The following is a 12,827-nucleotide window of genomic DNA, read 5'->3' as shown; positions in this document are numbered from 1 at the left end:
GACCTCGCCGCGAGTCCGGCCTTCTCGATTGAAGTACGGAACTCCCAGCGCGGTGTCGGCAGGGACAGCCAGGGAGCCATGCCAGAACGCCAGCGCGGCTTGCCTGGCTATGCCCAGAGCGTCCGAATGCCCTGACTCATCTTTCCCGATCGGGTGAAAGCATGCCACTACGGTCAACACGGAAACGCGTTCCGCGCCAGACCACAGAGGATGAACAGAAACTCGCAATGTAGATCACAAACTGTAGAACGTCCCATAGAGGAAGCCAGAGTAATCCTTTCGACCTCTGACACGTCACCCGGTCGATTGTGTAGACCAACGCGACACGCGCTCCAAGCGACGCACAGAGCGCGATCCACGATATATCTGCGCCCTGCGAAAATATAGTGGTCAGGATTGCCAGTGGAAGTGGATGCATCAGTATGGCGCCAGCATGCCCCCAGCGATCAGCTGCGCGTATCGTGCGACTCCAACGCAATTCGTGTCGGAACATACCGAGGAAAGTTCCATAGGTACAGGCATGCAGGACAACTTTCGGCAAAACCGTCACACGCTTGCCGGCACGTCGTACAGCTTCTCCAATTGCATGGTCCTCAGCGAGATGGTGGGCAAATTGGACGAGCCCCCCGATCTCCGCGAGCGTCCCCCGCATCATCGCGATAGACTGTCCGAAACAGGGCCGGGCGCGACCAAGAGCCAGTCCCGTGATTACGCCAGGCAGAAAGTGATAATCGGTCAGCGCGCCAGCCACGTGCGCCCAGAAGTCTACGGAGCAACGACCTCGGTAGACCGTCGTAACCAGACCAACTCCCGGCACCTGAAGTTCGCTGACGATTGCACGCAAATAGTCGGGAGTAACAAGAACATCACTGTCAGCGAAACACAAAACATCACTGGTTGCGTGCTCAAGCATATTAACGAGATTCGCTATCTTCCGGTTGGGCCCATATAACCGGGTATCAATCACAACCGATATCTGCTTACCCGGATAGCGATGGCGAAGAAGCTCTAATGTAGCGAGTGCCTTATCCTCCCCGTCATGCACACCGAATATGTACTGCACCTTCCCGGGATAGTCCTGCTCGATAAACGACTCAAGATGCGCCGCGAGCTGCCATTCGTCTCCGTGCAACGGTTTCAAAATCGTGACATCAGGGAAGCAGTTTGCCACCACGGGTGCCTGGGAAAAAAACTGGACAATCCGCGAAGTCGCAAAAATGGTGTAACTGAGTGCACCAACGACGCCGATTCCGGACGCGATTGCAAGAAAATTCAATAACATGCTACTGAAGTCTGGCGTCTCGTTTTTTTTCGCGCACAGCAGGACCAGACCCAGTGCGGTAAGCAGAACAAGGGATAGAACGACACGGCGCCCCGGTGCGACGGTGGACAAGACCCGCCTGCGGCATCTCCAGCCCCAGTTGGAAAGACTTTCTCGAAGAGATCCAGAAGATTTGGCCAATGAGTCCGCCCCGTAGTTTTCATACACGGTTCAAGAACCACGTTCAGAGCATGGCTGGACGCGATCATGCAAACGCGGTCAGGATCAGACAACAGCTCCGTAGCGCCGGCGATTCAGTCGCATATGAAGCAGAACAAGTTGTGCATAAGGGCACACATCTGAAATCGCAATGAGATTGTGCCCCGTCGCATCCAACGACAAATGCCCTCGGCGATGAGCGCCTCGAAAGGCAGCCGCAGCAACATAACGCACTGCCACCACACCAGCAACTACGATACAAATGGAGGCAGCGCGAAAGACCGATGAGGTAAACCAGGCTTCTGGCATTTCGAGAACAAGCATGCCACCTATAACCAGTCCCTGGAGAATCGTTGCAATCAGCGAAGCAACAAGAAGATGCGTGCGAAATTCAACGATAGCAGTGGCGTTCATCACTAGCCCCCTCTATGTCGCGGGTTCTTGATCCCGGTGCGTACCGGGAAAGTGTGGACGAACATACGCAGAGCATGCGCACAAGAAACGCGTTTTATCGGACACATCATACCCTGTGAAGCTGAAGAAAGACTGAGGGTATTTTCGATCGATGCCCGGCGCATAAAAATGCATAACGGCCGCATGAATTGCGGTTACCTCGATAAAACTACCGTCAAGATACGAACGTGAAGCCAGCGCAAAAACTCGGGGAGATTGATCTCCACCGCGCATGTAACGTTCGGCCATTGCTCGCAGGTTGAAGTCAGATCGACCCAATCATCAAATTTGAAAATCCATACCTATAACTTTCAACGCATATACAAAAAAAGTGAAGGTTTCCTTAAGCAATTGTCATTCTTCATGTTATCGGATATTTTTTGTTCTTCATCAAAAATCAATCATGGAAAAAGTAAACTCAAGTAGCTAAAAGAATTGTCGATAACGCGAGTGGGCATAACGTTGTGCTCATCTTCTCGAAGGAAAAAATTATGACGATCTCGTCCATCGGCAACACTAGCGTTGCGCCACAGTACCACCAGACGCAGAATATCTCGAAAGGCGGCGAAGCCGGCGAGGTAGGGCCCGATATGGACGGCGACGCTGATGACGGCGGCTCGAGCGCATCCCCCCAGCTTCGACGCCAACTGTTAACTCCAGCGGCCAGTTAATCGGCCAATTGATCAACATTAGAGCGTAATGTTATACAGCACCTGATTACCATTGACCGTGCCGCGGCTCCTCGAAGCACTGCCGCGAACACGGTCGACGCTGACAGGACTACTCCGACAAGCGCGGTTCAATATAGGGCCATGGCTCGTGGCAAGCCACATACGACGGCGCCCCTCACTCCACAGCAAGTGTTCGAGTCATGGCTTCCGTGCCGTCAAATAGGCGATTCGTGCCGCTCCCATCTGTTTGCCGCTCTCGAAGATCGCGCGCATTCGGATTTCGAGATAATTACGCTCATCGCGGGTGAACTGGTTTTGAAAGATATCCTCCAGCGTCGGTGCAAGTGGATGAGGAGACGTGCGTACAAACGTCTCCCATGGAAGGGACGCTTCGGTTTGCACATCAATGTGCAATTCAAGATGAATATCTGTAAACCCGGCGTCAATCGCGAATCTGACGAGATCGCGCTCGCCGTAGTTTGTAATCGGCGATGACTTCAGCCCGGCCTCTGTGTCCGGGAATTGTGCGGATCGACAGCGAAGAAGAAGTGGAAAGAATGGATCGTCTGTATTGATTGAATGCGAATCGATCAGTTGCCTGAGCATACAGACTTCGAGTGCTTCATCGCGCAGAATGGGCTCTGCCACGGCAAACCGGCCGCCGCATTTGAGTACGCGATAGATTTCCCTCATTGCCTGTGGCTTGTCATCTACATATGCCAATACAGCCCGCATCGTCAATGCGTCGATTGTTTCGTTACCGATACCGTCCAGATGTTCTGCATTGCCGCGCAAAAAAAGAACACTGGCTTTCGACGCCCAAGGTCTTCGCCACTTCTTTTGTGTGCCCGAGCAAAGCTGCAGACAGATCGGTCATGATCACGCGGACCGTTGCACCCGCCCGCTCGATTGCCCTGAATCCTACAAGGCCGCTACCCGTCCCGACATCGGCTAGCGTCATGCCGGGCGATAAGTTTACGAAGTCAAGAATGTGGTCTGCATACTGCGTAATTTCTGAATGAACATTATTCTCATACGTTGGATCACCACCATGACGGCGATCGAGTATCCATGTGGACCATTCATCATGGGCGGAATCGGGATATATTTTCGACGACATGAAGCACCCAGGCCATTGTAAACGACCGTATCCTACGCTCTCAGGCTGAAGGCTTTCTTAGCACCGCGACCAGCTGACTAATTCAGAAGCACGGCCAATCTAATAGGTAACAATTTATGTATATGTAGTATGTGCTGCGGACGCCAGCGTTGCAAAGTTTCGGACAACGCAATTTGACGCTTACGCAGTGCCGATTCTTTTCATTACGCATACTTGTGGCACAACACAAACCTGGAACGATGAGAAAGTGTGCATTGGCGCGCGGCCAGCTCCATAACCCTCAATCTAGAGCGTGGCTGCCAGCAATCAATGTTGTCTACGCAGACCTACCGCTTGGCTGAGGCCATCGACCAGATTATTGATCTGGCGTCAGAGCATTTAAGCGCCTGCCGGTGTCACGGCACGACTCGCCATAACGCACTGCCCAAGTAGTCCGCCAAGAGAAGCGCGCCCGTAGCGTTCAATGCGACACCAACTGGTCGCACGAATGCATGTCTGCTTTATCAAAGACTCGCTTAAAAATGCCACTGGTTTGCCCAAAGGCTGACCACGACAGAATGATACGAAGACCACCGGTATCGAGTCCGCAGAGTCCGACTCCATCAGCCATGCTGGCCGACGAATGCGCCTCCCTCCATAAGCGTGATGTGGGAATAGCGATTTGTCGAACGGAATCCCATCCAGTGAAACGCTATGTGCAAATTTCAACGTGGCAAGCGCCCAAACGGTGCGTTGCCGGGCCGCATCACCTGCTTTCATTGGGATCGCAAAACCATAAGGATCCGATACGTTCAGCCGCGTAGAAAGCCCGACTGATCAAAGCGCTCGAGGCTCAACGCAAACTTCACAAGTTCAAACCATGAATCCCATGCAAACGAAGAGTCAACCATGCTCCCATCATCAGCGGATCTCGAGATAACGCCGCGACACAAACTGATAGGCATGCCAGATAAACTGAACACAATTTCACCGGCATCGATTCCTGCTTTTATTTCCTCGAGCTGACGTTAAATGTTGCACGCATTGCATCGCGAAAATGTCCTGGCTCGTTACAGAATGCGACATAGCGGCCTGGCCTGAGTACAAGCCGGGTCGTGACGGTCTCGCGGGGGTTGAGGTCTTCCACCCCTTGCAGTTCGCTCAGGCGATTCTCGTTAACCTGTTGTGTCTTTTGATCGTACGGTAATGCACTGCTATCAGTGGACCAGGGCAAAATCAGGAATTCGTGCTTCAAAGCACGCGACTCGTTCGTGATCGTAAATTCAACTGGCCCTGCTGGTACGGTCGACGGCACCACGGTCAGGGACATCCCGGTACTGCCACCGTCTGAAAGGCGGACCGTTACCGCGGTTGGCTCAACCGGCAGCGCTGACTGCATAAACGAGAAAAGACCAGCAGTCAATAGCACCTGAAACACGTTTCTTCTCAGCATCGAAAGCCTCCCGTTCGATAGCGATTCGTAGCCCCTCCAGGCAGTTTGCCAGCGTTGCCGATCCTGCAGGTCACCGTTGACGCGTTGCGTCATACGTTCCCTCACTGTTGATGCCACGAGGGAACGCCCGTCCCACATTCAATCTGCAACGTTTGATCAACTGACTTCCCCGGTGGGGCGAAAGACAATGTACCGCTACCTGACTTAAGGCTGGCTTATGACTGTGACCGCCTTGCATATACCGCGCTACCTGAAGAAAGCGCCGGCCCACCGCAACGACAACTCGTCAATCGCACTGAATGAGGACCACCTGCCAAGGTCGATCACAGCTCGCGTGGTACTTGCCGCCCAGCCGACTGAAATACCATGAAATTTGTCGTTTTCCTGATTGTTCCCCGCTGGCTCTTTGGCAGCCTGGCTGCTAAAAATCATCGCAAAGTGTGTAATCGATATCGGCGTCTTTGCTGTCATGCGGGCAATTGACCTGCCAGCGTCAGAATCGATGGAGCCGGAAATATTCCTTTTTTCAAACTCGACACGCCGCACCGTGCGATTCAGTTCCCGCATACCGGAAGTTCTCACTGCCACCCAGAATGGCACATCCGGTAGCCGACACCCCTGATTGTCAGGATCGCCTGCACACCAAGCTTGTCGCGCAGACCATGTACGATGAGATCGACTGCGCGCTCCGCCACGGCGCGTCTGCTTCCGTAAAGCTGAGAAGCAAGCTCGGTGCGTGTGAAAATCCGCGTTGGGTCGTTGGCAAGTGCAATCAGTAGCCGGTATTCATTGCGTCTCAGCGTCACAGGCATGCCGTCGTGCGTCACGAGATGCTTGGCCGAGTTGATAACTAGCTTGCCTATCGACATCGCTCCACGATCATGAAGATGGCGCAACATCGACTGGCGCACTGATTTGCGAAGATCATGCGGCGCAATCGGCAGAAGTGGCCCCGCAAATTCGAACAGTCGGATAAGTGGAGCGCTCGGGGCCTGAGCCGGCGATAATGCCGGTAAAGGAACCTTGAAGATGACGAAGAGAACCCGACGGACGCACTCAGCCGCGTTCAAAGCGAAAGTGGCGATTGCTGCTGTCAAGGGTGAGCGGACGCTAGCCGAACTGGCGCAGCAGTTCGATGTGCACCCGAACCAGATCACCGAATGGAAGCGGCAATTGCAGGAACGTGCCGCCGACGTGTTTGGCGCAGGCGGTACGGCAGCGAGCGAGCCGCAGGTCGATTTGAAGGAGCTACATGCGAAGATCGGCCAGCTCACGCTGGAGAACGATTTTTTAAGCGGCGCGCTCAACAAAGCGGGATTGCTGAGCGCAAAGAGATGATCGATCGTACGCACGCATTGCCGGTCTCGCAGCAGGCACGACTCGTTGGTATCGCAAGATCGAGCGTGTACTACCGGGCGCAACCGGTGAGCGAGCCAAACCAGTTGCTGATGCGCCGGATCGATGAACTGCACATGGAGTTTCCGTTTGCGGGAGCGCGGATGCTGGCGCGCCTGCTGCATCGCGAGGGACATGAGATTGGCCGCAGGCGCGTGCGCACGCTGATGAAGCGCATGGGTATCGAGGCGCTGTACTGCAAGCCGAACACGAGCCGACGCAATGCGCAGCACAAGATCTGGCCGTATCTGCTGCGGGGCATGACGATCAATCGGGCAAACCAGGTCTGGGCACTGGATACGAGTTATATCCCGATGGCGCGCGGCTTTGTGTATCTGAGCGCCGTGGTGGACTGGGCCAGCCGGAAGGTACTGGCCCACCGCGTAGCGATCACGATGGAGGCGATGCACGCTGTCGATGCGTTGGAAGAAGCGTTCGCGAAGTACGGGCAACCTGAGATCGTCAATACCGACCAAGGCAGCCAGTTCACCGCGACAGTGTTCACCGAGGCCGTACTCAGCCGGGGCATCAGCTTGTCCATGGACGGCAAAGGTACCTGGCGAGACAACGTGTTCGTCGAGCGCGTGTGGCGAAGCGTGAAATATGAAGAGGTGTATCTGAAGGCCTATGAATCGGTCGGCCACGCCCGGCGCTCAATCGGCGATTACTTCAATCTATATAACCAGAGACGAACTCATTCGAGTCTGGAAGACCGCACGCCGGATGAGGCATACTTCGCGACGCTGCCTGCGATCAAATTGGCAGCATGACCGCCCCGTACGTTCCACTTAAAAATCTCGGAAGACTGTCCGAACGAGTGAGGCCACCTCTGGCTTCATCAGATAGTCGTCGGCACCCTCTTCAAGTACGATTGCAGGCCTATCCAGCAAACCGCGAGGCAAAAGCGCGATGACGACTGCTGCGCCTCCATGCCGACGGTAGGTGCGCAACAGGCTCAATGGATTCAGAGTGACGCTCCCGAAATCGATGAGCACGAGTTCGTGAGCCAGGTACAACAAGCCGAGTTTCGCTTCATGTTCGCCACTCGCCCAGTCGGGCTCGTGACCCGCGCTCATCAGCTCGATGATAGCGAGCGCATCCGTTTCGTCATCGCCAACCAATAGCCACTTCACATTGCCCTCCCGTCTCCGTCCGCGATTCTCACGCTGACAGCCTTAACCGAGCCTTAAGGTTTGGTTAAGGTCAAAGTGACTTTCAACGGTCGGTGAGTGCCAACGAATCAATCAATTGCTCCCGCTCCTGCGTTGCGCCTGGACTTCATGTGGAGAAAAAACGTATTGTCATCCAATAGTTCAGATGAGACGCGAGCCATTCGGAACAGATTGTCGTGGGGCAAAAGCGGGAGTTGTGGCGAGTGGGATGCGATCTATGCATCGCGCAATCGGGGATGACGGACCTGTACGTTTTGCGGATTCCCGACGCGGTGACGGGTCGCCCTGCGGAATCGGGCGTTGAGTGTCTACGGGAAAGGCGATTGCACCCTAAATACTCGCCTGGGGCGCAGACGAAGCTGCCGGGATACGCAAGAATAACGGACGCGAAATCCGGCTGACCCCGCGCCCCCATTTCCGATACTTACTGGGCAATCGCCTTGCCACTCGGGTCCTTGATTCTGGACTTCCATTGCTGCTCGATTTCACTCACGACCGACTGCGGCAGTGAAATGTAATTGAGACTGTCAGCAGCCGGCGTGCCGTTCTTGAAGGCCCAGTCGAAGAACTTGAGCGTTTCCTTGCCCTGCTCCGGCTTGTCTTGTGCGGTATGCAGCAGCACGAACGTGGCGCCAACGACGGGCCATGCTTCCTTGCCGGGCTCGTTCGTCAGAATCTGGTCGAACGACTTATTCCAGTCTGCGCCTGCAGCGGCTGCCTTGAACGTATCCGTGCCCGGCTCAACGACCGCACCCGACTCATTCTTCATGGCGGTGTAGACCATGTGGTTTTGCGTGGCATACGCCCACTCGACGTAGCCGATTGCGCCCGGCAGCCGCTGGATAAAGGCGGCGACACCATCGTTACCCTTGCCGCCTGTACCCGTCGGCCAGCTGACCGTCGTGCCTTCGCCGAGCTTGCTCTTCCACTCGGCGTTGACCTTCGAGAGGTAGTTCGTCCAGATGAAGCTGGTGCCCGAACCGTCAGCGCGGCGAACCACGGCGATGTCCAGATCCGGCAGCTTGACCTTCGGATTCAGGGCGACGATGGCCGGATCGTTCCACTTCTTGATCTTGCCGAGGTAGATGTCGCCGAGCACTTCGCCCGACAGCGTGATTTCACCAGCCTTGATGCCCGGCACGTTGATCGCCGGCACGACGCCGCCCACCACCGTCGGGAACTGGAACAGGCCTTCCTTGGCCAGTTCGTCGTCCTTCAGGGGCGCGTCCGAACCTGCGAAGTCAACCGTCTTGGCGACGATCTGCTTGATACCGCCCGACGAGCCGATGCCCTGGTAGTTCACCTTGCCGCCGCCGGACTTCTGATAGGCGTCGGCCCATTTCGTGTAGATCGGAAGCGCGAACGTGCTGCCCGCTCCAGTAATGTCGGCAGCCTGCGCAGTCGACGCAGATAGCAGCGCAAATAGCACAGCAGGAATGGATTTCAATTTCATCTAACTCTCCTGATTTTAATCCCGAAGTAGGTGGCGTCGGAAAATAGCCACCGACTGTGACAGTTTCGTGAACGTTGAATTGTTCTCAATTTTTACTACGGCGCAAACGTCGTCACGCGTGCTGCAAAACGGTGACGTCACGAGCGAATTCGAGCATTTGGCAACTGCGAGACCGGTCGGCGAAGGATCAAGCAACATCTGCCATGTGTCACGTTGTCCGCCATTGGTATCTCTGGCTCCCATCTATATTCGAGCAGCGTATGGAAATTTATCTTTCACCGTTCATATTCGGATTGCTTATAAATCAAGATCAATCTTCGTTAACTCGCACATAAGTTTCCCTCTCCATACTTAGGGTGCAGATTTGCCAAACACCTAACTTCTGGAGGCTTACATGAAAACGACCATCGTCGGGATCGCCAGCATCGGGCTGCTGCTCGCCCCGCTTCTCGCCATTGCGCAAGCGAGCACCCATCCGACCAGAGCCGAAGTGCGTGCGGAGCTTGTCCAGCTTGAGAAAGCTGGCTACAACCCCGCAAAGGGCAACAGGGCTACTTATCCAGATGACATTCAGGCTGCGGAAGCTCGCGTTGCAGCCGAAAACGCCAAGGGGAGCCTGCCTACATCCGGAATGGGTAGCAGCACTGGCAGTGCTTCACAGTCAGGCGATACAAGCACCTCACACCGAAGCTCAATGCCCCTGTACGAACACCATTAATTGCCTGGCACCTGACCCAGAATGCGGTGAGCGAAGCTTCAAAACGCGCAGCGTTAATCGTCTCTTAAGTATCCTGGCTCACGCTTCTATTGCGGGCGATTGTGATCTCGCCTGCACTGAGGACAGGTCTATCAGGGAGGAACCCATCATGAAAACGCTTGCTGGAGTCATCGCACTTTCTCTCATTATTGGCGTACCGACCGTTGGCTTTGCCCGGACATCGAACGACCCTGTGACCCGCGCGCAGGTCCGCGCAGAGCTTGTCCAGCTTGAACATGCAGGCTACAAGCCAAGCCGAACGCAGTATCCTTCTGACATCCAGGCTGCGGAAGCGCGCGTCGCTGCGCAGAACCCTGCGGCCGGTAACGCTGAGGCAGCTTACGGTGGGACCGCCACTGATACGTCGCAGGCGGGTCATCGCATCTCAAATGCAAGGTGGGACTCGTTATATAGCCATCATTGATTCCGGGAAGAGAGAGCGATTCGATGCGGATACTTCTCGTAGAGGACGACACCCTGATTGGCAGCGGTCTGCAGCGGGGACTGCAACGCGAGGGATTCGCGGTAGACTGGGCCCAGGATGGCGATGCAGCCTCGCTGGCGCTACGGACTACGTCGTATGGGCTCGTGCTTCTTGACCTGGGTCTGCCGGGACAGGATGGGCTTACCCTGCTCGCGCGACTGCGTCAGCGCAAGGATGACGTCCCGGTGATTATCATCACGGCCCGCGACGCGGTCCCGGACCGCGTCGCGGGCCTCGACACTGGTGCAGACGACTACCTTGTCAAACCCTTTGCACTTGATGAGCTGCTTGCGCGCATGCGCGTAGTACGCCGACGCCAGGCCGGACATTCACAAACGACCCTTCGCGTCGGCCCGCTTCGCCTCGATCCCGCGCAGCATCGGGTCTGGCTGCGCGAAGTGGAAATCCCGATGACGGCGCGCGAGTTCGCACTGCTGCTCGAACTGATGCAGCAACCGGGCCTCGTTGTCTCCCGCGAGCAGCTTGAGGAGCGCATGTATGGCTGGAATGAGGAGATCGGGAGCAACACGATCCAGGTTCACATTCATAACCTGCGCCGCAAACTCGGTACTCAGGCAATCCGAAACGTGCGTGGAGTCGGCTACCAGATGGGAGAAATCGATTGAAATCGCTGCGCCGGCGCCTGCTCTGGTGGCTGCTCCCCGCGACCTTGCTTACCGGGTTACTGGCGAGCGCGGCAACCTACCGCGGTGCGCTGACTGAACTGGATGAACTGCTCAATGACCAGTTGAAGGCAGTCGCGCAGCATGTCGTGGTTGAACCTGACGGGCACCTTTCACTGCAAGGCATGCAGGGCGCAAACGAGGACAGGCTTTCGGGAGAGCAATCGCACGCCGTGCTGCTCCAGGTCTGGCGCGGCGAAACACCGGTTTTCAGTACCGATCTTGACTCGGCACTGCCCGCACCTACAGGCACTGGATTCGCAGACGTGATTGTCAGAGGGCAACTCTGGCACACATATGTCACACGCGACGGCGACACCTTTGTGCGAGTGGCTCAGGCGAGACGTGCACGATGGGAAGCGGTGGCCGAGATAGCGATGCACCTGCTCTGGCCAGTGCTGTCGTTGATCCCGTTGCTTGCCCTCTTCCTCTGGTTCGGAATCGGTTACGGGCTGCGGCCGCTTCGGGTTATAGCCGCAAACCTTAAGCGACGAGATGTTGACAACATGCAGACGATCGACACGTCGGAAATTCCTGGAGAAGTCAAACCCCTCGTCGACTCGCTCAACGATCTGCTGCTACGCCTCGATAACGCTATTACGGCCCAGCGCCACTTCATTGCGGACGCCGCTCATGAGCTCCGTACGCCAATCATGGGACTGGCGCTGCAGACTGATCTTCTGCCGAAAGCACCCAGCGTAGAGGAGCGCGACCTGATCACCGCACAGATTCGCACGGGTACAGCGCGGCTCGCGCATCTCGCCGAGCAACTCCTGACACTTGCTCGCCTCGGCCCCGATTCGATGCCGCTGGCGATGTCCGACCTGGATCTCACATCACTCGCGCGTTCGGTTGTTGGCGAGCGGGCGCGTCTGGCACAAGCAAACGGAATTGACCTCGGCCTTGTCGCTGGATCCTCCGTGCACGTTCGAGGCAACGAGGACGCTCTTCGGATCCTGCTCAACAACCTGGTCGACAACGCTATCCGATATGCTGGCCCGCATGCCCGCGTCGATGTCGTTACACGCAGAGAGGATGGTACGCCCGTGCTGATGGTTTGCGACACCGGCCCAGGTATCGCCGCGGAAGATCGTGAGCGGGTATGGGAGCGCTTCTACCGGGGCGCTGGACACACGGCTACTGGTAGTGGTCTTGGCCTCTCGATCGTCAAGCGCATCGCCGAACAACATCAGGCCGCTTTCGCGCTGGACAGCGGCCTGGACGGCCGCGGGTTGACGGTACAATTACGCTTTCCCAAGTTGGCTCTAGAGATCGGTCCAAGCACTTCGAATGCGGATCGTTCGGGAGCGCACACCGTCACAGCGCGTCGGCCCGCCTGAGCAATATTGCCAACCACCAATTCGATGACTGGAGACTCGAGTCAGAATTGAAATCCATCGCCTCAATTTTTTACTAAATTCGGAATTCTAATTTATTAACGTACAAAGCGAATATGCGCGCTGGCTGTCGCGATCAGCCTCAAACTAGCCATGAATTTTCACGCTGGAGATTCGCTGTGCAGCAGGCCTGTCGATTCAGGAGTGCTGCCGGGATCGCCCTTCGAAGGCCCCGACAGTATGATCGGGGCCTCTTTTTTGCGTATGCGCAGCAAGCGCGTGTCCGGCCGACAGCGAATTGTGCGTTCAACATGACCGCGAGTTAAAAGTCGGGATTTTGTAAAAAAAACCGCCGATCCGGGGAGAGACGGCGGCATCAAATGAGCCGCC

Annotated in this window: 14 protein-coding genes; 5 read left to right on the top strand and 9 right to left on the bottom strand. The window is 56.1% G+C overall.

Going from position 1 to position 12,827, the window contains the following annotated elements:
* Nucleotides 1-136: 136 nt before the first annotated feature.
* The 7 genes from hpnI to BBA01S_RS44500 all read right to left on the bottom strand — a co-directional run bounded on the left by hpnI (nucleotide 137) and on the right by BBA01S_RS44500 (nucleotide 6,025).
* Nucleotides 137-1,282 carry a bacteriohopanetetrol glucosamine biosynthesis glycosyltransferase HpnI gene (gene hpnI / locus BBA01S_RS36850; protein WP_027820783.1) on the bottom strand — a complete coding sequence of 382 codons (1,146 nt, stop codon included), beginning with the start codon at nucleotides 1,280-1,282 and terminating at the stop codon, nucleotides 137-139.
* A gap of 264 nt (nucleotides 1,283-1,546) precedes the next feature.
* Nucleotides 1,547-1,894, bottom strand: a complete 348-nt coding sequence (locus tag BBA01S_RS47380) for a hypothetical protein (protein ID WP_156966235.1) — start codon at nucleotides 1,892-1,894, stop codon at nucleotides 1,547-1,549.
* A 440-nt stretch (nucleotides 1,895-2,334) separates the two neighbouring features.
* Nucleotides 2,335-2,580, bottom strand: coding sequence for a hypothetical protein (locus BBA01S_RS47375; protein WP_156966234.1), 246 nt, complete (start codon nucleotides 2,578-2,580; stop codon nucleotides 2,335-2,337).
* Between the two features lie 222 nt (nucleotides 2,581-2,802).
* On the bottom strand, nucleotides 2,803-3,468 hold the full coding sequence (locus BBA01S_RS36835) for a class I SAM-dependent methyltransferase (RefSeq protein ID WP_281177034.1): 666 nt from the start codon (nucleotides 3,466-3,468) through the stop codon (nucleotides 2,803-2,805).
* Between the two features lie 1,244 nt (nucleotides 3,469-4,712).
* Complete coding sequence (locus BBA01S_RS47365) at nucleotides 4,713-5,249, bottom strand: hypothetical protein (RefSeq protein WP_156966232.1); 537 nt, start codon at nucleotides 5,247-5,249, stop codon at nucleotides 4,713-4,715.
* A 153-nt stretch (nucleotides 5,250-5,402) separates the two neighbouring features.
* Entirely contained in the window at nucleotides 5,403-5,723 is a 321-nt protein-coding gene (locus BBA01S_RS44505; protein WP_042298497.1) for a hypothetical protein, read from the bottom strand.
* 11 nt (nucleotides 5,724-5,734) lie between these two features.
* Nucleotides 5,735-6,025 (bottom strand): winged helix-turn-helix domain-containing protein, encoded by a 291-nt coding sequence (locus tag BBA01S_RS44500; protein ID WP_052392061.1) that lies wholly within the window; start codon nucleotides 6,023-6,025, stop codon nucleotides 5,735-5,737.
* Between the two features lie 160 nt (nucleotides 6,026-6,185).
* Between BBA01S_RS44500 and BBA01S_RS36805 the strand changes: the two genes are divergently transcribed.
* Nucleotides 6,186-7,321 (top strand): IS3 family transposase gene (locus BBA01S_RS36805; protein ID WP_156966230.1). Its coding sequence is split into 2 segments (ribosomal slippage): nucleotides 6,186-6,450 and nucleotides 6,450-7,321, totalling 1,137 coding nucleotides; the frame shifts between segments, so codons are not numbered across the junction.
* An 18-nt stretch (nucleotides 7,322-7,339) separates the two neighbouring features.
* On the opposite strand, the gene BBA01S_RS44495 is transcribed toward BBA01S_RS36805, so the two are convergent.
* Nucleotides 7,340-7,684: a response regulator gene (locus tag BBA01S_RS44495; protein WP_052392060.1), complete on the bottom strand. Its 345-nt coding sequence runs from the start codon at nucleotides 7,682-7,684 to the stop codon at nucleotides 7,340-7,342.
* Between the two features lie 463 nt (nucleotides 7,685-8,147).
* Nucleotides 8,148-9,176 (bottom strand): phosphate ABC transporter substrate-binding protein PstS, encoded by a 1,029-nt coding sequence (gene pstS, locus BBA01S_RS36795; RefSeq protein WP_027820777.1) that lies wholly within the window; start codon nucleotides 9,174-9,176, stop codon nucleotides 8,148-8,150.
* A 394-nt stretch (nucleotides 9,177-9,570) separates the two neighbouring features.
* Here pstS and BBA01S_RS36790 point away from each other — a divergent pair, with 394 nt between their 5' ends.
* The 4 genes from BBA01S_RS36790 to BBA01S_RS44490 all read left to right on the top strand — a co-directional run bounded on the left by BBA01S_RS36790 (nucleotide 9,571) and on the right by BBA01S_RS44490 (nucleotide 12,440).
* The gene (locus BBA01S_RS36790; RefSeq protein WP_027820776.1) at nucleotides 9,571-9,894 is read left to right on the top strand and encodes a DUF4148 domain-containing protein; all 324 of its coding nucleotides are present in this window, start codon (nucleotides 9,571-9,573) and stop codon (nucleotides 9,892-9,894) included.
* Between the two features lie 148 nt (nucleotides 9,895-10,042).
* Entirely contained in the window at nucleotides 10,043-10,357 is a 315-nt protein-coding gene (locus BBA01S_RS46395) for a DUF4148 domain-containing protein (RefSeq protein ID WP_084162771.1), read from the top strand.
* A gap of 23 nt (nucleotides 10,358-10,380) precedes the next feature.
* The gene (locus BBA01S_RS36785) at nucleotides 10,381-11,043 is read left to right on the top strand and encodes a response regulator (protein ID WP_027820775.1); all 663 of its coding nucleotides are present in this window, start codon (nucleotides 10,381-10,383) and stop codon (nucleotides 11,041-11,043) included.
* A complete protein-coding gene (locus tag BBA01S_RS44490; protein ID WP_084162770.1) occupies nucleotides 11,040-12,440 on the top strand; it encodes a sensor histidine kinase in 1,401 nt (466 codons plus the stop codon). Before BBA01S_RS36785 ends, BBA01S_RS44490 begins: the two co-directional genes overlap by 4 nt.
* The last annotated feature ends 387 nt before the right edge of the window (nucleotides 12,441-12,827 follow it).

The sequence above is a fragment of the Paraburkholderia bannensis NBRC 103871 genome, from assembly GCF_000685015.1.
Classification (GTDB): domain Bacteria; phylum Pseudomonadota; class Gammaproteobacteria; order Burkholderiales; family Burkholderiaceae; genus Paraburkholderia; species Paraburkholderia bannensis.
The sequence above is the reverse complement of the archived record's forward strand: the minus strand, read 5'-3'. Positions and strand labels throughout refer to the sequence as shown.